Raw genomic sequence first — 21,573 nt, 5'->3', positions numbered from 1 at the left:
ACGGCAACGAAGGTAACTTCGTTGCCGTTTTTTTTTTGCCTGTTTTTGTCTGCTATCGGGCAGTAACAGGACGACGCTGCTTACGCGTTGCCCTTGCCGAACAGCGCCGACAGGCCGCCGAGCGCGCCCAGCACGGTCGTCGAATTCAGTTTGCCTTCGGCGGGGACTTCACCGTCGGGCGTCGCCGCGTTGACGACGTGCGGCAGAATCTGCGACAGCAGGCCGGTGACCTGCTCCGGTTGCACGCCGGCCTTCGCCGCGAGATTGGTAACGACGTCCGACCCAAGCACGCTGTGCAGTGCGTCGGGCGAGATCGCCTGGTTCTCGCCGTTGCTGACCCACGACGAAACGACGTCGCCGAGGCCCTTTTCCTCGAAGCTGCTGATCAGGCCGTTCAGGCCGCCCGGCTGATTGTTGACGAATTCCAGCGCGGCTGAAACGAGGGCCTGCTGGCCACCGCCTTCCGGCGATTTACCAACCAGGGAACCGATAGTGTCGAGTAGGCTCATGACGGTCTCTCTTGAATGCCAACCCGTGTTTGACGAGCCGGCGGGTGAAAACGCCGCGCGGTTGCGCGGCGCCGGTGGAAGGAGGGCGAACGGGAGCAGAGCGGCGCCTGGGTTTCATCATGCGTACAGACCATGTGAGCCGCGTGGCCGCCGTACTACCGGTGCTCTACCTTGGCTTACGCGCCGCCAGAGGCTGCCGCAGCCGATGCAGCCTTGCTCTTCTTCGCCTTCTTCTTCGAAGCCTTGGTACCGGACGCGTCGGCCGGCGCGCTGGCAGCCGCCGTCGTGGCCGGTGCGGAGGCCGCCGCATCAGCCGCTTTGCTCTTCTTCTTCGACTTCGAAGCCTTGGTGCCGGATGCCTCGGCAGGCGCAGCCGGTGCCGCTGATGTTGTTGTCGCGGCCGTGGTAGTTGCTGCTGGCGCGGCTTTGCTGCTGGACTTCGCGGCAGCCTTGGCGCCGGTAGGCGGCGTGGACGCGCCGTTCACGGTCAAGCCCGCCGCCTCGAGATTGCTCACCGATTTGGTGCCGAGGCCTTTGACCCGAGTGGCGAGATCATCGGCATCCTTGAAGGGGCCGTTCTTGGTGCGTTCGTCAATGATCGCTTTCGCATGTACCGGGCCGATACCCTTGACCGATTCGAGCGCCGCCTGATCGGCGGAATTTACTTCGACGGCCGCCGCAAATCCAGCCGACAGCGACAAAGCCAAAGCAAGGCAAAGCATCAAAAGCTTCTTCAGCATGGCAAGCACTCCATTGAGGGCAAAAAAAGTTAGCCGCAAAGGGAAAACTCGGGACGACGCAGCCTGTCAGCAGGCGCTGCGCTTAAGCATAGAACAAATTGCGCGCCCTTATTTGCAAACGCCGACGATTTATACCGATCGATTCGTGACAAGTAAATCAGGCTGGACAATATTTGAAGATTTTGCCTGGCGATTGAGCTGTTATGCGTTTATCGATCAATGCGGTTCACCGTAAATAATGACCGCGCGGATAAATGACAGCGCCTTCCACTTGACTTAGAGTGCACTCGAAGTCCTAACCTGAGTTCCGTCATGTCGAAAATGTCAAAAGCACTCACCATCGGCGAGGTCGCCGGGACGATCGGCGTCTCCACCCATACGCTGCGCTACTACGAGCAGGCCGGCCTGATTCGGGCAGTCGGGCGTACCCAGGCGGGGCATCGCCTGTATTCGCCGGCCGATCTCGACTGGCTGCAGTTCGTGATGCGTCTGAAGGCGACCGGCATGCCGATCGCCGGGATGCAGGCGTTCGCGGCGTTGCGGGCGGAAGGTCAGCCTACGATGGGCGAGCGCCGTGATTTGCTGGTGGCGCATCGTGATGCGGTTTTGGCGCGGATCGCCGAGTTGCAGAGCAATCTCGGCGCGATCATCGACAAAATCGCTTATTACGAAGAAGCCACCGGCCAGCAGCCCACTGCGAGTGCTCCGACACGACAGATCGACGAACCCCAATCGCTTTCGCATTCGGAAAAGGACTCACCATGGAACACGCACAAAACGATCGCTACACCCGAGGCTGGAACAAACTGAAGGAAATCGACGGTTCGACCGGTGAGCAGGTGATTGCCGCGCTGGCGCCGATCGCGCCGGATTTCGGACGCCTGCTGATCGAGTTCGGCTTCGGCGATATTTACAGCCGGCCGCAACTCGATCTGCGGGCGCGAGAAATCGCGACGATTGCATCGCTGGCGACGCTCGGCTGCGCGCAGCCGCAGTTGAAGGTGCATATCGAGGCGGCCTTGAACGTCGGCTGCACGCGCGAGGAGATTGTCGAGGTGTTCATGCAGATGGCGCTCTACGCGGGTTTCCCGGCTGCGCTGAACGCATTGTTTGCGGCGCGGGAGGTTTTCGAGCGGCGTGATCAGGCGCTGGAGCAAGCGCAAGCGGCTTGAGACAAAAGTTCAGGACGATGGAGCAGGGTGGACGGCTGCCGTGCGCAGCCGTTTTTTTTTACGAGGTTCAAGATGCAACTAACGGTCAGATATCGTAAGCAACTTGGACAGCGTGCCGCCGGTACGGCCCGGAAACCCGGCTTGCATAAACGGAGGCTTCGACAGTCAGATACGCTGAGTTTTGCAATCCGGTCGAGCAAAACCGTCAATCCGATTGAGCCAGCCCGTCGACCCGATCGAACGCAACGAGCCCCCGTCAAGCCGCCGGATCTACCCGGACCACCGCCTCGGCGTGCAAATACCGCTTGCTCACACCACGCCAGTACAACAGCAACCCCACCCCGGCAATTGCCAGGCTCAGCGTATTGGCGACCCAGAAGCCGCGCGCCCCGGTCAGCCATTGCGGCGTGGTGCCGGAGACATCGAAGCCGAGCAGATAGCCGCCGCCTAGCCCGACCCCCCACAGCGCAACCGCATAGATTACGGTCGGTATGACCGCTACCTTGTACGCGCGCAGCACGAACGCGGTGGTGATCTGCAGCGCATCGAACAGGTGATAGCACACCACGATCAAGACCAGCGGCATCGCTGCCGCCGCGACCTGTGCATCCGGCGTATAGCCTTCGATCACGTACGGCCGCAGCACCAGCACGATCGCGCCGTAGCAGCAGGCGATCGCCACCGCCATCATGATGCCGTGCCGCGACAGCGTGCGCGCCGCTTCCGGGCGATGCGCGCCGAGCGCCTGGGCAACCAGCGTCGATGAAGCGATCCCGATCGACAGCGGCGTCATGTAGAGCACCGCGCCGATGTTGCCGGCGATCTGGTGTCCGGCGAGCGTGGTCGTGCCGAAGCGCGCAATGAAGAGCGCCATGAAAGTGTACGAGGTGACTTCGATCAGGTACGACAGCCCCATCGGAATGCCCAGCCGCAACTGTGCCGCCTGCCGGCGCCAGACCGGCCAGCAGAAATGCGCAAAGATCTCGAACGGCTTGAACACGTAGACGCGTGTCAGCAGCAGCATCCCGACCACGGCCAGTCCCCAGTTGATCGCGGTGCTGGCCAGCGCGCAACCGGGCCCGCCGAGCGCCGGCACGCCGAATCCGCCAAAGATGAACCACGTGTTGAGCGGAAACTTGAGCAGCAGCGCGCCGATCTGCAGGATCATCACGAGCCGCGGCTTGCCGACCGCATTGCTGATCGAGCTATAGACGCGAAACGCGAGGCCGGCCGGCAAGCCGAACGCCAGAATCCGCAGGTAGGCGACCGTGCGTTCATGCAGCGCTTCGGGCACCCGCGCGAGCTGCAGTACGCGCCCCGGAAAATAGAGAATCAGAAAGCCGATCACGGTCAATGCGAGCGCGAGCCACAAGGCCTGGCGCACTTCTTCGCCGATCTCGACGTAGCGGCGCGCGCCGTAGAGTTGCGCGGTGATCGGCTGCAGCGCGGTCAGAATGCCGGTCAGCCCGATGTAGACGGAAATGTAGATCGACGAGCCGAGGCCGAGCGCGGCGAGATCGACGGCCGAATAGCGGCCGACCATCGCCGTGTCGATCACGCCGAACGCGATGATCGCCAGTTGACCGATCAGCACGGGCCATGCGAGCCCGGCGATTTTCCGTACGTCGGCGAGCATGATCAGTCCGGCTTCTTATGCCAGCTACGGCGTTTGACGACCGGCGACTTCGGACGGTCGATCCGCACATACAGGCGGAAGCGTTCGTCGCGGTCGGCCACCCGGCGGCCTTCCCATACCAGCTTCCAGATGAAGTCCGACATCGCGCTCGGGTCGCCGAAATCCTGGGTGTCCTGACGCAGGATCACGTCGCAATCCTGGTTGAACGAGAAATGCATATCGCCGAAATAGGCGAAGGTCGCGATCTGCGCATTACCGAGGCGCACCGGCGAGATGCAGGTGTAGTCTTCCGGCAGATGGCTGGCGATCTGTTCAGCGACGTCCTTATAGGTCCGGCTGTAGTTGACGACCGGCAGCCACAGCGTCATCAGCAGCACCCACATCAGCGTTGTGCCGGCACTCGAGAGCACCACGCTGCGCCACAGGACTTTCGGATGACGGGCCAGACGCCATTGCACCAGAACGAACCAGCAAATCGTCACGGCCACCGCGCACACGAACGACAGGACCTTGAACTGCGGCGCAAAACCCGGCGCGAGACGCGCGAGGTTGCGCGCGAGCGGATGCGGGAAGCCGGTCAACCCGGCGATGTACACCAGCCAGACGAAGCTGCCGAGGATCGTGAAACTCAGCAACGCGAACCAGTCGATCGCATTGATCGCGCCGCGTTTGAGGGTGGGCAGCGCGAAGGTGGCAAGCACCGCGAGCGGCGGCAGCAACAGCATGTAAAGCCGGTTCGACTGGTGGCTCTGCAACACGACCAGCACGAGCAACGGCCCGATCACCGACAGCGGAATCGCGACGTGCGGCGCGCGCCGCAGGCCCGACCAGCTGAACCACGCCCAGAGCGCCAGCGGCCAGGCCGGCCACGTGAAGAGCGGCAGGTTCTTGAGTGCATAGGCGGCCACCGAGCCCGGCGGCCCGGCGAATGACGACAGGCTGACGTGCACCCACTGGTTCAGGTACCAGACAGCGTCGTCGGGAAACGCGGCGATTGCGGCGATCGGCCACGCAACCGACAGCACGAGCGCTACCGGCAAACCGGCCAGCAGCAGCCAGCGCGAACGTGCTTCGCGCACGATCAAGGCCATCGCCAGAGTGCCGAGCAACAGTGCGCCGACCAGCACCGGGCTGCTGGCGAGCGCCACGAGACCGAGCGCGAGGCCCCAGATCAGCGCGCCCTGGATCGGCTTGTCGATCATCCGCACGAGCCCATAGACGAGCATGGCGATGCCGAAGAACTGCGCCAGTTGCGGCGTGGTCTCGTGGCCGCGTTCGGCCAGGCCGAAACAGGCGAGCAGGATCAGCAGCGCGCCATCGGCAAGGGTGCGGCCGTAGTCGCGCGGTTCCGGCTCGCCGCCAAACGCGTATTTGAACGGCTGCACCTCGGCGCGCCGGCCGAGCAGGTAGGCCGCATACCAGACGAATGCGCAGGCCGCGCAAAACAGCAGGCCGGTAAACACGCGCGACGCGTTGCTCGCGTCGACCCAGGGCGCGAGCGCGCGGATCGCGCCGGCGCCGAGCCAGTAACCGAGCGGGCCGTCTTCGGTCATGTACTTGCCGACCAGATTCGGCAGCAGCCAGTCGTGGGCGCTGCCGTTGGCCATCGTCCACATGACGCCGAAACCGGCTGCGTCCTCGTTCTTCCACGGATCCCGGCCGAACAGGCCGAAAAAGGCGTAGACGATACAGATGGTCAGCAGCAGCCAGCGCGGCAACGCACTGGTCGCGGAGGCAGTGAGGCGAACGACAGGTCTCATGCGGTGTGTGGATATCGGATAAGCGGTGCAGCCGGGACCAGACGCAGGGTCCGGCGGGAATGGCCAGTTTGGAGCATCCGGCATTGTAGTCGTGCCGTGCGATGCGCGTCACGGCCGGTAACGGCTCGCAACGTGAACGGGGTGTCTGTAACACCGCGCCGCAATGGGCGGCGCTTCGCCGGGCGACTTACATCCAGGCGCCTGCGGCGCCTAGAATAGGGTGACAAAAAAGGGCAGCTTGCGCTGCCCTTTTGTGCTGCTGCTTCGTTGCGGGCCAAGGCCGGCGACGAAACGCGTATTACTTCGCTGCTGCCTTGCCGGTAGCGCGCGTGCCGAACTTCTTGTTGAACTTCTCGACGCGGCCAGCCGTGTCCATGATCTTTTGTTGGCCGGTGTAGAACGGATGCGATTCCGACGACACTTCGATCTTGGCGAGCGGGTACGTCTTGCCGTTGAATTCGGCGGTTTCACGCGTCTGGATGGTCGAGCGCGTCACAAACTTGAAGTCGATCGACATGTCGACGAACAGGACTTCGCGGTAATCCGGGTGAATGCCTTCTTTCATGGTCTTTCCTTTAATCTGGCGGTAGCCAACCCGCGAGCAGCCGCTATGAAGGCGGACAGCATCTAGGCGCGAGCCACTTGCCTATGGTCGAAAAACGGCGATTATGCCAGAAAATCAGTCGCTTGACGATCTTTTCGCGACCTTTTTCGCAGTGTTTTGTGTCGATTTCTCCGCTGCCCGGTCCGCTCGTTCCCGTGCGGGTGCCGCGCGGTGTCCCCCTTGTGCGGTGGGCGTCAGGCCGGAGCGAACGCCAAACCAACGCGCGCGGGGTCCTGGCGGTAATACCGTGCCAGTAAACGGTACAGCTCGGGATATTCGGCCTCGAAGGCCTGCGGTTGGACGAACAGGGCCTCGCTGCAAACGGCAAAAAATTCCGATGGATGATCCGCCGCGTACGGATCGATCAGCGAATCGCGCTCGAAACGGGCCCAGCGCCTGTCCGGCACCGCGTCCACTCTGGCGCAGAAGTGGTCGTAGGCGTGGTCGAAAATGTCGGCCCAGGCCCGTGAATCGAGCGGTGCGTGCCAGCGGCGCGTGAGCGGCGGATGGCCGTCTGCCTCGCCGTTCAGCATGTCGATCTTGTGCGCGAATTCGTGAATCACGACGTTATAGGCGTCGGTGCCATCGGTCATCTGCGCGTCTTCCCACGACAACACCACCGGGCCGCCTTCCCACGCTTCACCACTCGCGTCCTGCTCGACCTCGTGCACTACGCCGTCTTCATCCTCGACCGTCTTGCGGATCACGAACTCGCCCGGATAGACGATTACACCGACCCAGCCGCGATACAGATCGAGGCTCAGATTCAGCACCGGCAAACACGCTTGCGCGGCGATCGCCACGGTCATGGCGTCGGTCAGTTCGAGATCGTGCGCGGTTGAAAATTCTTTTTGCGCGATGAACAGGCTGGTCAGTTCGCGCAGGCGCAAGCGATCCGGCGCGTCGAGATGGGCGAGAAACGGCAGGCCGTCGAGCGTGGCCTGCCAGAGGGCGTCCTCGATCGCGTAGTCGCGCAGCGCGCGGTCGCGGCGGCGCGTGCCGAACCATTGGGTGAGTTTCGAGAGCATGACCTGATGAAACCCTTAGTCGATCTGTTTTTGCCACGCGGCGAAAATGCCGCCGCATATCGCAATGCCAATCAGAAAGTAGAAGCCGTCCAGTGACGTCAGGAAGCTGGCCTGCTGCGCGACCGTCCGGCTGATTTCCACCAGTGCAAGCGAATGCGCTTCGGATGGCGAGCGCCCGGCGGCGCTGAAGCCGCGGGTCAGCGCCGCGAGCGAATTCTGGAACACTGGATTGTACGGATTCACGAACTCCCCGAGACGGGCTTGATGCAGTGCCTGCCGATGCTGTTCGACGATGATCACCGAGGCGGTCGCGAACGAGATCGTCAGTTGCCGCACGATATTTTTCAGCCGGTAGCCGTGCGTGAACTCTTCGATAGCGAAGATTCTAAACGTCAGATTGGCGACCGGCAGCACGATGAACAGCAAGAGCAGGCCGCGCAACAGCATGGGCACGATCAGCGCGGATTGGTCCACGCCGGGCGACATGCGCGTCATCCACGCCGCGGCAAATGCGGCCACCGCGAAGCCCGGCACGATGATCCACTTCTTGCGCGGCAGGAGCTTCGCGTAACGCAGGTAGACGAACAGCGCGCTCGCCGAAATCAAGGACGTCACGCCGACTAGCCGCCCGGCATTCTCGACCGGATAGCCAAGCCCGCCCTCGAGAAAGCGTGACGTCAGATAGCTGAATACGGTCGAGATGTAGTAGTAGAACATGTACAGCACGATCCCGACCTGAAACACCTTTTCGCGCAGCGCATGCAGACGGACTAGGGGCGCCGGATGGTGCCATTGCTGGTACGCGAACCAACCCAGCGCGCCGATGCCCGCGACTGTCAGCAGAATCAGCCCCGGCGAGGCGCTGAACAACTGGAACCGCACCTGTTGCATGACGATTTGCAGCGCGCCTTGCGCGAACGCGAAAATCAGGTAAGGCCAGAAGTGCGCCGTGCCGCGCTCCTCCGGCAAGCGGTTGCCAGTATCGGGCAGCGCGAGCAGGGCGAGGATAGCAAACAGCACACCTGCCGGCGCGGTGCAGGCGAACAGCGCGCGCCAATCGAAATGCGCGACCAGTTGGCCGCCGATCAGCGGCGCGAGCGCACTGCTCAAGACGATCAGCACCAGAAAGGCGCGGGTTGCCGCGGGTCGCTGCTGCGGCGTAAAGCTCATCTGAATCAGAATGCGGCAGGTACCCATCATCGGGCCGATGAAATAGCCCTGAAAACCACGCGCGAACGCAAGCTCGATGGACGACTCACATAACGTGGCGGCGATCGCGCCGGCCGAATAGAGCAGCATGCAACCGGCTACGTAGCGCCGGTAGCCGAAGCGTTCGACCCACCATTGCTGCTGCAGGATGCCGAGCACGGCTGCCACCGCATAGGCGCTCGACGCCCACACCAGTTCGTCCGGCGACGCGTTGATGCCGCCTGCGATGTAGCTGGTGAAAAACGAAAAAATCGCGTTGTCGAAGTAGTCGAGGCCGGTAACGACGGCCAGCACCCATGGGAAAAAATCGCCGCGCAGTTTTGCTGCGCTAAACAGCGGTACGCGGGGCGAGGTCGCGCTCATGTGGGCTCGCCCGACTTTTTCGGTCGCCTCGCGAGCGACGTGGTGTCAGCTTTGGCGAATGCGTTGCGGCGTTGTTCGAGCAGCGCGTCCGCGTTCTCGCCGGCGAGCCGTCGTTCGAGATAGTCGAGGTCCGGACTCAGTTCAGCGCGCAGCTTCTGTGCTTCCTTGAGTTCGCGGCGCATCGTTTCGATGCGGGCATCGAGCGCCTGGACCTGGTCTGAAATGGCGTCGCGAATCTGCTGCAGCGATTCGGTGGAATAGCGATGACCGCCTTCGACCGGCTCGAGCGGGCGTTTGAGCATTTCGGTGATGCTGTGCAGCGAAAAGCCGAGCGAGCGCAGCCGCAGAATGCGTCCGAAGCGCTTCAGGTCCTCCTCGTCATAGAGGCGGTAGCGGCCTTCGCTGCGGGTAGGCGCGACGAGACCGCGTTCCTCGTAGTACTTCAGCGTGCGCGGCGTGACGCCGAGGCGTTCGGCGGCATCGCGTACGGTGAGCAGGGCGGGTGAATCCTTCGACATAAGGCAGCGCCAGCATGACGGAAGAGTGCATTGTACTGCAACGTGTACGTTCACGTATACGTTGCCATGCTTTGCCGCACATCGTTGGGATGAAATCCTGTGGGCGAAAAAAAGCCGCTCGTTGTGGCGAGCGGCTTTTTTTATGCAGTGCAGCGGGTGCGGCTGTTTCGGCGTGAAGCCTTAACTGCCGCCGCCACGACGCATCATGTCGAAGAATTCGGAGTTGCTCTTCGTCTGGCGAATCTTGTCGAGCAGGAATTCCATCGACTCGACTTCGTCCATGTCGTGAATGAACTTGCGCAGCACCCAGATCTTTTGCAGCACTTCGGGCTTGATCAGCAGTTCTTCACGGCGCGTGCCGGACTTGTTCAGGTTGATCGACGGATAGACGCGCTTTTCAGCAAGGCGGCGCTCGAGGTGCACTTCCATATTGCCGGTGCCCTTGAACTCTTCGTAGATCACGTCGTCCATACGGCTGCCGGTTTCGATCAGCGCCGTGCCGATGATGGTCAGCGAACCGCCTTCTTCGATATTGCGCGCCGCGCCGAAGAAACGCTTCGGGCGTTGCAGCGCGTTCGCGTCGACACCACCCGTCAGCACCTTGCCCGAGGCCGGCACGACGGTGTTGTATGCACGCGCGAGACGCGTGATCGAGTCGAGCAGAATCACCACGTCGTTCTTCATTTCGACGAGGCGCTTGGCTTTCTCGATCACCATTTCGGCGACTTGCACGTGACGCGCGGCCGGTTCGTCGAATGTGGAGGCAATCACTTCGCCCGCCACCGAACGCTGCATTTCGGTCACTTCTTCCGGGCGTTCGTCGATCAACAGCACGAACAGTACGACATCCGGGTGGTTTTGCTTGATGGCGTGTGCGATGTGCTGCAGCATCACCGTCTTACCGGATTTCGGCGACGCCACCAGCAGCCCGCGCTGGCCTTTGCCGATCGGCGCGATCATGTCGATGATGCGGCCCGTGACGTTTTCCTCGCCACGCATTTCACGTTCGAGCAGCAGCACCTTGTTCGGGTGCAGCGGCGTCAGGTTTTCGAACATGATCTTGTGCTTCGAGGCTTCCGGCGGCTGGCCGTTGACCTTGTCCACCTTCACCAGCGCGAAATAGCGTTCACCGTCTTTCGGCGTACGCACTTCGCCTTCGATCGTGTCGCCCGTGTGCAGGTTGAAGCGGCGGATTTGCGACGGGCTGATGTAAATATCGTCCGTGCTGGCGAGATACGAGGTTTCCGGCGAACGCAGGAAGCCGAAGCCGTCCGGCAGCACTTCGAGCGTGCCGTCGCCGAAGATCGTGTCGCCCGTTTTGGCTCGTTTTTTTAGAATGGCAAACATCAATTCCTGCTTGCGCAGGCGGTTTGCACTTTCGATCTCGAGGCCATTGGCCATCTCGATCAATTCGGACACGTGCAGAGTCTTAAGCTCGGATAAATGCATACGGAGAACCCGCAGGAGAAGGTGCGACGAAATGAAATCTGGGAGGAGAGTGAGCGGAACCGCTCAAGGACTTACACGTCTTTTCGACGTTTTGCGGATTCTAGCATAGCACACGACGAATTTCGCCAGTGCGATGGCATGGCATCTTTCTTATCAGGCGTGTTGTCGCGGGACAACACGCCTAAGACATACGCCTAAGACAGCGCGCCTGAAAGTCTGAAGAGATCTTCGGCGCGCCGATGTGCCGCTTTACAGGTTGCCGTCGAGGAATGCGGTGAGTTGCGACTTCGACAGCGCGCCGACTTTCTGCGCGGCGACAGCGCCATTCTTGAAGAGCAGCAGCGTGGGGATGCCGCGCACGCCGAACTTGGCCGGCGTCGATTGATGTTCGTCGACGTTGATCTTGGCGATTTGCAGGCGATCGGCGTAATCCTTGGCGACTTCGTCGAGGATCGGCGCGATCATCTTGCACGGACCGCACCATTCAGCCCAGAAATCGAGCAGCACGGGTTTATCGGATTTCACGACGTCCTGTTCGAACGATGCGTCGCTAATATGCTTGATTGATTCGCTCATTGTATGAATACCTCTATCGGTTCGAGGCCCGCCTGAATTGCTCGCCACGATACGTCAAAATCTAGGGAAACTTCCGTTCGCTTTGCCGCAAGCGGAACCTTGCCGACACCTGCCTGAAAAAGTCGAAAGACCATTCCTGGAATGTGCGGAAAGCTCGCGTTTGCGGGTCATCCGTATGGCAGTTTAGCTTAATTCGCTATGCGTTGCCGGTGGTGATAGTACTCATCAAAGGCAGTGGGGCCCATGGCTGCCGGTGAAGCGCCACTCCGTTTTAACAACCGCGACGCTGCTTATCTGGTGGCGGGCGCCGCAAACTCAAGTACCCCGAGCCCGTGCCGCGGGGTGCTGCACTATATGGTGCGAAGCTCCCTATTCAGCGCGCCGATGTCGGTTTGTTCGTATTTACAGTCGCGCGGCGGTCCGAGCGATGATAGAATGTTTCGTGACGGGCCTCCTCGCATGGAGGGATGGTCAACCTGGTCAGGTCGGGAACGAAGCAGCCACAGCCGTTTTCCACCAGTGCCGAGGGTCAGGCTCGTCACCTTCCTCTTTCTGTTTTCTTCTGCCGTACCTCCACCGCCCTTGTTTTACTCTTGCCGCTGTCACTCAGACACTGCATTGGCGTTTCTCGCGCACTTCATCTATTTTTTTCTATCGGTCCGTTAGCCTGTTTCAATGAAGCGGCAACATGCGTTCGCGCGCCGTCTCGATTCGGTTTTGCGCGCCATCGTTACTGATACAATTTCCGGATGACCTATCAAGTTCTCGCACGCAAATGGCGGCCGAAGGATTTCGCTTCGCTCGTCGGACAGGAGCACGTGGTGCGCGCGCTCACGCACGCGCTCGACGGTGGCCGTCTGCACCATGCCTATCTGTTTACCGGCACCCGCGGCGTCGGTAAAACCACGCTGTCGCGCATCTTCGCCAAGGCGTTGAATTGCGAAACCGGCGTGACTTCCACTCCGTGCGGCGTGTGCCGCGCGTGCCGGGAGATCGACGAAGGTCGCTTTGTCGATTACGTGGAGATGGACGCGGCGAGTAACCGCGGTGTCGACGAAATGGCGGCGCTGCTGGAGCGCGCGGTTTACGCGCCGGTCGATGCGCGCTTCAAGGTCTACATGATCGACGAAGTGCACATGCTGACCAACCACGCGTTCAACGCGATGCTGAAGACGCTGGAAGAACCGCCTTCGCATGTCAAATTCATTCTTGCCACAACCGATCCGCAGAAGATTCCGGTCACGGTGCTGTCACGCTGTCTACAGTTCAATCTGAAGCAGATGCCGGCCGGGCATATCGTCTCGCATCTCGAGCACATCCTCGGCGAAGAGCAGGTGCCTTACGACGCCCAGGCGTTGCGTCTGCTCGCACGCGCGGCCGACGGCTCGATGCGCGACGCGCTCTCGCTGACTGACCAGGCGATCGCCTATTCGGCCAATCAGGTGAATGAAGAGGCGGTGCGCGGCATGCTCGGCGCACTCGATCAAAGCTATCTGATTCGCCTGCTCGACGCGCTGGCCGATGGCGACGGCGCCGCCGTGCTGGCAGTCGCGGACGAGATGGCGTTGCGCAGCCTGTCGTTTTCGACGGCGTTGCAGGATCTCGCAAGCTTGCTGCACCGAATCGCGTGGGCGCAGTTCGCGCCGTCGTCGGTGTTGGACGAATGGCCGGAAGCGGGCGATCTGCGTCGCTTTGCCGAAGCGTTGAGCGCCGAGCAGGTGCAGTTGTTTTATCAGATTGCGACTATCGGCCGAAGCGAACTGGGTCTCGCGCCTGATGAATACGCCGGTTTCACAATGACATTGCTGCGCATGCTGGCGTTCGAGCCGGCGCCCACCGGCGGTGGCGGCGGTGCTGCTTCCGCGCGTCCGGCAGGGCCAGCGGGGGCGGGTGGTGCGAAGCGCTCCGGCGCGCCGGCGGTCGCCGCGCAGCAGCCGGCGGCGCGGGCGCTCGAAGCAGCCCCTGCGGCGCCGGTACGCTCCGCGAATCCAGTGGCAAACGCGAAGCCCTCGACGCTGGATTCGCAGCACCCGGCGTCTGCGGAGGCAGTTGGAAATACTGATGTGCCGAAAGCCGCCATAGCTGAAGCGGCAACTGTTGCCGTGTCCGCACCGGCCTCTGGCGAAGCGGCTGCCGCTTCCAGGTCCGTAACTGCAACTGTTTCTGGGGAGCCGAATGCGCCTACGGCTGCGGCCGCCATTGCCGCGCCAGCTTTAGCTCCGTGGCACGAAGAACCGCCCGCCGAGCGGGGTCTGAGTGAGTCGGCGTCTCCCGCATTGACGCAGGCGAGCGCGCCGCGAGCGGTCGCGATGCTCGAAACAACGCCCCCGGCCTTGGCAGCCGAAGCATCTGAAACCATCGAGACCACAAAAGTAGCGACCGCACGGGCCTTGGCGCCTTGGGACGATGCGCCCACCGAGCCGTTCCCGAACGAACCATCCGTCGCAGCCGCTCCCGAGAATTCGGTGCCCGCGTCTTCATTCACTGCTCCGGCTGCAGCCGCGTCTGCACGGGCGGAAGAAGCCGCGTCCGCGTCCGCGTCCGCGACGGCGTCGCAAGAATCGCCGCCCGCGGCCGAGATTCCGCCGCGCCGTGCCGGCGGCGCGAGCGACGCGCTCAATGTCTTGCGCAGCGCCGGTCTGAAAGTATCGTCCGACCGTGGCCGCACGACGGCGGCAACCACCGCCAAGCCTGCTGCCGCGCCGGTTACACCGAAGCCGGCCGCACCGCGCGTGGTCGTCAATGTGCCGACGCCCGGTGCCCCGCGCCGCGCGGCGCAACAGGACGCCGCGCCGGCAGCGCGTGCACCGTCCCCGCAGCATCAGGAGTCAGGTGGCTCGCCGGGCGCGCCGTGGGACGACATGCCGCCCGATGAATACATGCCGCTCACCGCAGCAGACGAGGGCTATTACGGCCTGCCGGACGACAACTACGTGCCGGTGTTCGACAGTGGTCCCGACGATGTCCGCGTGAACGCCGCGCCTGCGCCGACACCCGCGCCGGCGGTCGACAGGCGGCCATTGCCGCCCGCCGTGCCGCTCGATCCGCTGGGTTTTCAGGGCGACTGGCCCGCGCTCGCCGTCGATCTGCCGCTCAAGGGCATCTCGTATCAACTCGCGTTCAACAGCGAACTGATGGCGCTCGAAGGCAACACGCTCAAACTGAACGTGCCGGTGCCGCAGTACGCTGAGGCTTCGCAGGTCGCTAAACTGAAAGCCGCGCTCGCCGACAAGCTCGGCCAGAACGTCGACGTGCTGGTCGAAGTCGGCCCGGCGCGCCGCACGGCAGCCGCGCACGACGCCGCGATGCGGGCCCAGCGCCAGCAGGAAGCCGAGCGCGAAATCGGCGCCGATCCGTTCGTGCAGTCGCTGATCCGCGAATTCGGCGCGAGCATCGTTCCCGGCTCGATTCGCCCGATCACTCAGGACGCCGGCCCGAACGGCGCGCCGTCCGTCCACTGATTCGCCGCGCCCCCGTGGCGCACCCGATTTCCGGATTTCACGCTATCAAGAAGGAGCATGTCCATGATGAAAGGCCAACTCGCCGGGCTGATGAAGCAGGCCCAGCAGATGCAGGAAAACATGAAGAAGATGCAGGAGCAGCTTGCATTGATCGAAGTCGAAGGGCAGTCGGGCGCCGGTCTCGTCAAGGTGACGATGACCTGCAAGAACGACGTGCGCCGCGTATCGATCGATCCGAGCCTGCTTGCCGACGACAAGGACATGCTGGAAGACCTGGTCGCCGCTGCATTCAACGACGCCGTGCGTAAGGCCGAGGCCACCGCTCAGGAAAAGATGGGCGGAATGACTTCGGGTCTGCCGCTGCCGCCGGGCTTCAAGCTGCCGTTCTGAGCGGCGCCGCTGCAAGAATGGACTCACGCTGCCGCTGTGGCCGCGGCGTGAGTTGAATCCCCGGCAACACCCACTTCGACACCGCCGATCCGCATGAAACAACCTTCCGCCTTGTCGGCGCTCGTCGAAGCGCTGCGCGTGCTGCCCGGAGTCGGGCCCAAATCCGCGCAACGCATGGCGTACCACCTGATGCAGCACGACCGCGACGGCGCCGAAAAACTCGGGCGCTCGTTGCTGTTCGCGACTGAACATCTGCAGCACTGCGAGAAGTGCAATACCTTTACCGAAGCGCAGATCTGCGAGGTCTGCCTCGATGAGGAGCGCGATCCGACGTTGCTGTGCGTCGTCGAGACGCCCGCCGACCAGATCATGCTCGAACAGACCATGACCTATCGCGGCCTCTATTTCGTGCTGATGGGTCGGCTCAGTCCGCTCGACGGCATCGGTCCGAAGGAGATCCATTTCGATCGGCTGGTCAAGCGCGCATCGGATGGCATCGTCACGGAAGTCGTGCTCGCAACCAATTTCACCAATGAAGGCGAGGCCACCGCGCATTACCTCGGGCAGACGCTCAAGGCGCGCGGTCTTGCCGTCACGCGCCTCGCGCGCGGCGTGCCGGTGGGCGGTGAACTCGAATACGTCGACGCCGGCACCATCGCCCGCGCAATGCTCGACCGGCGTTCGATGTAGCGCGATTAGCTGCGGGAGCGCCACGTCTCGCGGCGCCCGCAATGTCTGGGCGAAATCGTGTGAGATCGATCCGTCAGGCCACGAGGCCGTGCCCGGACAAGAACAGACCACAGAGGAGACCTATGAGCGTCAACCCCGATCCCAGCGCCACCGCCGCGCCGAAAGGCCCGCTTGCCGGCGTCAAGGTGCTCGAACTCGGCACGCTGATCGCCGGCCCGTTCGCTGCGCGCTTTCTCGGCGAGTTCGGCGCCGACGTCATCAAGATCGAAGATCCCAAAGGCGGCGATCCACTGCGCAAATGGCGCAAGCTCTATCCGGAAGTCGGCGGCACCTCGCTATGGTGGGCCGTTCAGGCGCGCAACAAGAAATCGGTGACGATCAATCTGAAAGCTGAAGAGGGCAAGGAGATCGTGCGGCGTCTGGCGAAAGAAGCCGATATCGTCGTCGAAAATTTCCGGCCGGGTTTGCTGGAAAAGCTCGGCCTCGGTTATGACGTCCTGTCGGCGGAGAATCCCGGGCTTGTGATGGTGCGTCTGTCCGGCTATGGCCAGACCGGGCCGTATCGCGACCGGCCGGGATTCGGCGCGATCGCTGAATCGATGGGCGGCTTGCGCCACATCACCGGCTATCCGGATTTGCCGCCGCCGCGTATCGGCATTTCAATCGGCGATTCGATTGCCGCACTGCATGGCGTGATCGGCGCATTGATGGCGCTGCATCACAAACAGGTGAACGGCGGTAAAGGGCAGGTGGTCGACGTCGCGTTGTACGAAGCGGTCTTCAACATGATGGAGAGCGTGGTGCCGGAGTACGGCGTGTACGGCATGGTGCGCGAGCGCACCGGCGCGTCGCTGCCGGGCATCGTGCCGTCGAACACGTATCCTTGCCGCGACGGCAGCATTGTCATTGGTGGCAATAGCGACCCGATTTTCAAACGCTTGATGATCGCGATCGAACGCGAAGATCTGGCGAACGATCCCGGTCTGACGCACAACGACGGCCGCGTGCCACGTACCCAGGAGATCGACGGGGCGATTGCCGCGTGGCTCGCCACGCGCACCATCGACGAAGCGCTCACGGTGCTGAACGCCGCCGACGTGCCGGTCGGCCGTATTTACAGCGTCGCGGACATGTTCACTGATCCGCAATTCATGGCACGCCAGATGATCCAGCGCTTCAAGTGGCAGGACGGTCAGGAAATCACGCTGCCGGCAGTAACGCCGAAGCTTTCGGACACGCCCGGTGAAACGCGGTGGTTGGGCCCGGAACTGGGTGAACATACCGATGAAGTCCTGCAGTCGCTAGGTTATGATTCTGACAATATTGCAAGGTTGCGTGCGCAACAGATTGTGTGAGTGAGCGCGCGTGGCTGGACCCTGCGAAGACAACAAAACCAAAGTTCGGAGACGACACACGATGCAACGCAGAACCTTCCTCGCCGGCACCGCCGCGCTTGCGGGCGCCACCTTCGCTGCCACGCCGCTTGCTTTCGCCCAGGGCAAACCTGAAACCAGCAAGGTGGCGATCGCCGTCGGCGGCAAGAACCTGTTCTATTACCTGCCGCTCACGATTGCCGAGCGCCGCAACTACTTCAAGGACGAGGGGCTCGAGGTCGAAATCTCGGATTTCGCCGGCGGCTCGCAAGCGCTGAAGGCGGCCGTGGGTGGCAGCGCGGACGTGGTCTCCGGCGCGTTCGAACACACCTTGCTGTTGCAGGCGCAAAAGCAGATGTTCCGCGAATTCGTGCTGCAAGGGCGCGCGCCGCAGATCGTGCTTGCCGTGTCGAAGAAGGCGATGCCGAACTACAAGTCGATCGCCGATCTGAAGGGCAAGAAAATCGGCGTCACCGCGCCGGGTTCGTCGACCTCGATCATGGCGAGTTTCGTGCTCGCAAAAGCCGGGCTGACCGCGAAAGACGTGGCGTTCATCGGGGTGGGCGCAGGGGCGGGCGCGATCGCCGCGCTGCAGTCGGGCCAGATCGACGCGATCGCCAATCTCGACCCGGTGATGACCAAACTCGAACGCACCGGCGAAATTCGCGTCGTGTCGGACACGCGTACGCTGGCCGATACCCGCAGCGTGTTCGGCGGCGACATGCCCGCGGGCTGCCTGTACGCGTCGCAGAGCTTCATCACGAAGAATCCGAACACCACTCAGGCGCTGACTAATGCAATGGTGCGCGCGCTCAAGTGGTTGCAAACGGCGACCGGCAGCGAATTGATCAACACGGTGCCGGAGGGCTATCTGCTCGGCGACCGCGCGGTCTATCTGGATGCATGGCAGCACGTGAAGGAGGCGATGTCGCCGGATGGGCTGATGCCCGCCGATGGCCCGGCCACGTCGCTGAAAACCTTGCAGGCATTCGATCCGGCCGTGCAGGGCAAGCCGATCGATTTGTCGAAGGCGTGGACCAACGACTTCGTCAAGAAAGCGCTGGCGACGGTCAAGGCATAGACACGGTGAACGCGGAGGCGAGGGCGGTGCGTGCTGCGCTCGCCTCGAACCCCGTTGTCACGACGGCATGACAAACCAGAATCAAAACCGATCTTCGAAGCGAGTCGAACGATGACCGTTGCCGCCCTGGCGCTCGACAACATCACCTGCACGTTCGCTGCGCGGGACAACCGCGCGCAGCGCTATACAGCAGTCAAGGACACGACCTTGCGCATCGCCCCGGGCGAATTCGTCTCGGTGGTCGGCCCGACCGGGTGCGGCAAATCCACTTTGTTAAATGTCGGCGCGGGTTTGCTGGAGCCGTCGTCGGGCACGGTCAGTGTGTTCGGCGAGCCGCTCAAGGGGATCAACCGGCGCGCCGGCTACATGTTTCAGGCCGATGCGCTGATGCCGTGGCGTTCGGCCATCGACAACGTGATGGCCGGCCTCGCTTTTCACGGCGTACCGCCGTCCGAAGCGCGCAGTAAAGCCGACGAGTGGTTAAAGCGCGTGGGACTCGGCGGTTTCGGCGATCGCTATCCGCATCAACTGTCGGGCGGTATGCGCAAGCGCGTCGCAATGGCGCAGACCTTGATCCTCGACCCGGACATCATTCTGATGGACGAGCCGTTTTCCGCGCTCGATATCCAGACACGTCAGCTGATGGAAAACGAGTTGCTCGACCTGTGGGCGGCGAAACGCAAGGCGGTGCTGTTCATCACGCACGATCTCGACGAAGCGATCTCGATGTCCGACCGCGTGGTGGTGCTGTCGGCGGGGCCGGGCACGCACCCGATCGGCGAATTCGCGATCGATCTGCCGCGTCCGCGCGACGTCGCCGAGATCCGCGCGCATCCGCGCTTCGTCGAGTTGCATGCACAGATCTGGAGCGTGTTGCGCGACGAGGTGCTCAAGGGCTACCAGCAGCAACTCACCGCCGTTTAGTCACGGCTCGCGGACACGTCGCGGGTGAAGGATGCGTTGGCGTTCCGTTGCTGCGCTCGCGGGCGGCGCTCAGTTGTTGTGTCGATCAATCGTCTAAGGCAAATCTAGTCATGTGGAAGACGTTGCGCCCGAACCGGGCGAACCTGGTGATCTGGCAGTGGCTGCTGCTCGTGCTGTGTTTTGTGCTCTGGTACGCGCTGACCAGTCCGACGCTGCTGCCGCCGTTCTATTTCGACGATCCGAACAAGGCTGCGTTCTTCTTCGGCGAGCCGCAGAAGGTGTTGCAGCGCATCTGGGAGTGGTTCACGGGCGGCGAAATCTATCTGCACCTGTGGATCACCCTGGTCGAAACGGTCCTCGCGTTCGCGCTAGGCACCGCCTTCGGACTCGGCGTCGGTCTGTGGCTCGCGCTGTCGCCGCTCGCGAGCGCGCTATTCGATCCGTATATCAAGGCGGCCAACTCGATGCCGCGCGTGATTCTCGCGCCGATTTTCGGCGTGTGGTTTGGCCTCGGCATCTGGTCGAAGGTGGCGCTGGGCGTCACGCTGGTGTTCTTTATCGTGTTCTTCAACGTCTATCAGGGCGTGAAGGAAGTGAGCCCGGTGGTACTTGCCAACGCGCGCATGCTTGGGGCGAACCGCAAGCAGCTGCTGCGTTTTGTTTATCTGCCGAGCGCGATGAGCTGGGTGTTTTCGAGCCTGCATACGTCGGTGGGGCTGGCGTTTGTCGGCTCGGTGGTGGGGGAATATCTCGGCTCGGCGCGCGGCGTCGGCTATCTGATTCTGCAAGCCGAAGGCACCTTCGATATCAATACGGTGTTCGCGGGGATTCTGGTGCTAACGGCGTTCGCGCTGATTCTCGATGCGATTGTTGGGATTGGCGAGCGTCGGTTGATGAAGTGGCAGCCGAAGTCGGGTGATACGGAAAAGCTGTAGTCACGCAGGCAAGATCGGGCCGTGAAGGCCCGCTAGCAAAGGTCCAGCAAAAACGGCGCGTGGTTTTAAAACCGCGCGCCGTTTTATTTGCGGCTCGACGAAGCGTAGCTTGAACGCGCAACGGCCAACCGGCTAGGGCGTAATCACCACCTTCCCGATCACCCGGCGCTCCGCCATATCGCGCAACGCGCGGCCGGTATCTTCCAGCGAATAGCGCGCCGACACGTAAGGCTTGAGCTTGCCTTCGCCGATCCAGCCGGTCATCTGCTCGAACGCGGCGTGATTGTGCTGCGGCTCGCGTTTTGCAAAGTCACCCCAGAATACGCCGACCAGGCTAGCGCCTTTGAGCAGCGTCAGGTTGAGCGGCAACTTCGGAATCTCGCCGTTCGCAAAGCCGACCACCAGATAACGCCCGCGCCAGCCGATGCTGCGAAACGCCGGTTCCGCATACATACCGCCGACCGGATCGTAGATGACATCCGGACCCTTGCCGTCGGTCAGCGCCTTGATCCGTTCGCGCAGGTCTTCGGTGCTGTAGTTGATGGTGGCGTCCGCGCCGTGCTTCACGCAAGTGGCAAGCTTCTCGTCGCTCGACGCCGCCGCGATCACGCGCGCGCCGAGCGCTTTGCCGATCTCGACCGCGGCGAGCCCGACGCCGCCCGCCGCGCCCAGCACCAGCATCGTTTCACCGGCCTTCAACTGGCCGCGATCAACTACCGCGTGATGCGACGTGCCGTAGGCGAGCGTGAACGCGGCGGCCAGTTCGAACTCGACGCCGTCCGCGAGCGGCACGCAGGCCGTGACCGGTGCCAGCGCCTGCTCGGCAAATCCACCCGAGCCGGTGAACGCGACCACACGGGAGCCCGGCTTGAACTGCGTCACATCCGCGCCGACCGCGCGCACGACGCCCGCGACTTCGGAGCCGGGCGTAAAGGGCAGCGGCGGTTTGAACTGGTATTTGTTCTCGATGATCAACACATCGGGAAAGTTGACAGCGGCCGCTTTGACGTCGATGACGACGTGTCCGGGCGGCGGCTCGAGATCCGGCAGATTTTCGACAACCAGGCTTTCCGGCGGCCCGTACTGATTACAGCGAATCGCGCGCATCGTGTCTCCATATCGATCGGGGTTCCCCGCGGGGACTTCCCTCGGGGC

Annotated in this window: 21 protein-coding genes and 1 other RNA gene; 11 read left to right on the top strand and 11 right to left on the bottom strand. The window is 62.7% G+C overall.

Annotation, left to right across the window (positions count from 1 at the left end):
• Window positions 1–80: 80 nt before the first annotated feature.
• Window positions 81–509 carry a YidB family protein gene (locus tag GH665_RS11335; RefSeq protein ID WP_153135938.1) on the bottom strand — a complete coding sequence of 143 codons (429 nt, stop codon included), beginning with the start codon at window positions 507–509 and terminating at the stop codon, window positions 81–83.
• Between the two features lie 176 nt (window positions 510–685).
• The gene (locus tag GH665_RS11330) at window positions 686–1,249 is read right to left on the bottom strand and encodes a ComEA family DNA-binding protein (protein WP_153135937.1); all 564 of its coding nucleotides are present in this window, start codon (window positions 1,247–1,249) and stop codon (window positions 686–688) included.
• Here GH665_RS11330 and GH665_RS11325 point away from each other — a divergent pair.
• From GH665_RS11325 to GH665_RS11315, 3 genes are all read left to right on the top strand, one after another.
• On the top strand, window positions 1,248–1,484 hold the full coding sequence (locus tag GH665_RS11325; RefSeq protein ID WP_153135936.1) for a hypothetical protein: 237 nt from the start codon (window positions 1,248–1,250) through the stop codon (window positions 1,482–1,484). The two genes, GH665_RS11330 and GH665_RS11325, sit on opposite strands and share 2 nt — an antisense overlap.
• A gap of 77 nt (window positions 1,485–1,561) precedes the next feature.
• The gene (locus tag GH665_RS11320; RefSeq protein WP_153135935.1) at window positions 1,562–2,059 is read left to right on the top strand and encodes a MerR family transcriptional regulator; all 498 of its coding nucleotides are present in this window, start codon (window positions 1,562–1,564) and stop codon (window positions 2,057–2,059) included.
• Window positions 2,011–2,421, top strand: a complete 411-nt coding sequence (locus GH665_RS11315) for a carboxymuconolactone decarboxylase family protein (protein WP_153135934.1) — start codon at window positions 2,011–2,013, stop codon at window positions 2,419–2,421. Before GH665_RS11320 ends, GH665_RS11315 begins: the two co-directional genes overlap by 49 nt.
• A gap of 256 nt (window positions 2,422–2,677) precedes the next feature.
• Here the strand turns inward: GH665_RS11315 and GH665_RS11310 are convergent, their stop codons facing one another.
• The 8 genes from GH665_RS11310 to trxA all read right to left on the bottom strand — a co-directional run bounded on the left by GH665_RS11310 (window position 2,678) and on the right by trxA (window position 11,564).
• Window positions 2,678–4,057, bottom strand: a complete 1,380-nt coding sequence (locus GH665_RS11310) for an MATE family efflux transporter (RefSeq protein ID WP_153135933.1) — start codon at window positions 4,055–4,057, stop codon at window positions 2,678–2,680.
• A gap of 2 nt (window positions 4,058–4,059) precedes the next feature.
• The gene (locus GH665_RS11305; protein WP_153135932.1) at window positions 4,060–5,817 is read right to left on the bottom strand and encodes an ArnT family glycosyltransferase; all 1,758 of its coding nucleotides are present in this window, start codon (window positions 5,815–5,817) and stop codon (window positions 4,060–4,062) included.
• A 298-nt stretch (window positions 5,818–6,115) separates the two neighbouring features.
• Window positions 6,116–6,382, bottom strand: coding sequence for a type B 50S ribosomal protein L31 (locus GH665_RS11300; protein ID WP_028196650.1), 267 nt, complete (start codon window positions 6,380–6,382; stop codon window positions 6,116–6,118).
• Between the two features lie 233 nt (window positions 6,383–6,615).
• The gene (locus tag GH665_RS11295) at window positions 6,616–7,449 is read right to left on the bottom strand and encodes a M90 family metallopeptidase (RefSeq protein WP_153135931.1); all 834 of its coding nucleotides are present in this window, start codon (window positions 7,447–7,449) and stop codon (window positions 6,616–6,618) included.
• A 15-nt stretch (window positions 7,450–7,464) separates the two neighbouring features.
• Window positions 7,465–9,021: an MFS transporter gene (locus GH665_RS11290; protein ID WP_153135930.1), complete on the bottom strand. Its 1,557-nt coding sequence runs from the start codon at window positions 9,019–9,021 to the stop codon at window positions 7,465–7,467.
• Window positions 9,018–9,539 (bottom strand): MerR family transcriptional regulator, encoded by a 522-nt coding sequence (locus tag GH665_RS11285; RefSeq protein WP_153135929.1) that lies wholly within the window; start codon window positions 9,537–9,539, stop codon window positions 9,018–9,020. Before GH665_RS11285 ends, GH665_RS11290 begins: the two co-directional genes overlap by 4 nt.
• Window positions 9,540–9,719: 180 nt before the next feature.
• Window positions 9,720–10,988 carry a transcription termination factor Rho gene (rho, locus tag GH665_RS11280; RefSeq protein WP_006048863.1) on the bottom strand — a complete coding sequence of 423 codons (1,269 nt, stop codon included), beginning with the start codon at window positions 10,986–10,988 and terminating at the stop codon, window positions 9,720–9,722.
• A 249-nt stretch (window positions 10,989–11,237) separates the two neighbouring features.
• Window positions 11,238–11,564 (bottom strand): thioredoxin TrxA, encoded by a 327-nt coding sequence (gene trxA, locus GH665_RS11275; RefSeq protein WP_028196646.1) that lies wholly within the window; start codon window positions 11,562–11,564, stop codon window positions 11,238–11,240.
• Window positions 11,565–12,008: 444 nt separating this feature from the next.
• Between trxA and ffs the strand changes: the two genes are divergently transcribed.
• The 8 genes from ffs to GH665_RS11235 all read left to right on the top strand — a co-directional run bounded on the left by ffs (window position 12,009) and on the right by GH665_RS11235 (window position 20,418).
• Window positions 12,009–12,107: signal recognition particle sRNA small type (ffs, locus tag GH665_RS11270), an RNA gene on the top strand.
• Between the two features lie 206 nt (window positions 12,108–12,313).
• Window positions 12,314–15,025: a DNA polymerase III subunit gamma/tau gene (dnaX, locus tag GH665_RS11265; protein WP_153135928.1), complete on the top strand. Its 2,712-nt coding sequence runs from the start codon at window positions 12,314–12,316 to the stop codon at window positions 15,023–15,025.
• Window positions 15,026–15,088: 63 nt separating this feature from the next.
• Window positions 15,089–15,415 (top strand): YbaB/EbfC family nucleoid-associated protein, encoded by a 327-nt coding sequence (locus GH665_RS11260; RefSeq protein ID WP_007182071.1) that lies wholly within the window; start codon window positions 15,089–15,091, stop codon window positions 15,413–15,415.
• A gap of 93 nt (window positions 15,416–15,508) precedes the next feature.
• Window positions 15,509–16,105, top strand: coding sequence for a recombination mediator RecR (recR, locus tag GH665_RS11255; RefSeq protein ID WP_028196644.1), 597 nt, complete (start codon window positions 15,509–15,511; stop codon window positions 16,103–16,105).
• Between the two features lie 122 nt (window positions 16,106–16,227).
• Entirely contained in the window at window positions 16,228–17,460 is a 1,233-nt protein-coding gene (locus GH665_RS11250; RefSeq protein ID WP_153135927.1) for a CaiB/BaiF CoA transferase family protein, read from the top strand.
• A 61-nt stretch (window positions 17,461–17,521) separates the two neighbouring features.
• On the top strand, window positions 17,522–18,559 hold the full coding sequence (locus GH665_RS11245) for an ABC transporter substrate-binding protein (RefSeq protein WP_153135926.1): 1,038 nt from the start codon (window positions 17,522–17,524) through the stop codon (window positions 18,557–18,559).
• Window positions 18,560–18,670: 111 nt separating this feature from the next.
• Window positions 18,671–19,483, top strand: coding sequence for an ABC transporter ATP-binding protein (locus GH665_RS11240; RefSeq protein WP_153135925.1), 813 nt, complete (start codon window positions 18,671–18,673; stop codon window positions 19,481–19,483).
• 110 nt (window positions 19,484–19,593) lie between these two features.
• Window positions 19,594–20,418 (top strand): ABC transporter permease, encoded by an 825-nt coding sequence (locus tag GH665_RS11235; RefSeq protein ID WP_153135924.1) that lies wholly within the window; start codon window positions 19,594–19,596, stop codon window positions 20,416–20,418.
• Between the two features lie 132 nt (window positions 20,419–20,550).
• Here GH665_RS11235 and GH665_RS11230 read toward each other — a convergent pair whose 3' ends face one another.
• Window positions 20,551–21,525: an NADPH:quinone oxidoreductase family protein gene (locus GH665_RS11230; RefSeq protein ID WP_153135923.1), complete on the bottom strand. Its 975-nt coding sequence runs from the start codon at window positions 21,523–21,525 to the stop codon at window positions 20,551–20,553.
• Between the last annotated feature and the right edge of the window lie 48 nt (window positions 21,526–21,573).

Source organism: Paraburkholderia agricolaris, assembly GCF_009455635.1.
GTDB lineage: Bacteria > Pseudomonadota > Gammaproteobacteria > Burkholderiales > Burkholderiaceae > Paraburkholderia > Paraburkholderia agricolaris.
Note: the sequence above shows the minus strand (reverse complement) of the source record. Positions and strands in the feature narration are given on the sequence as shown.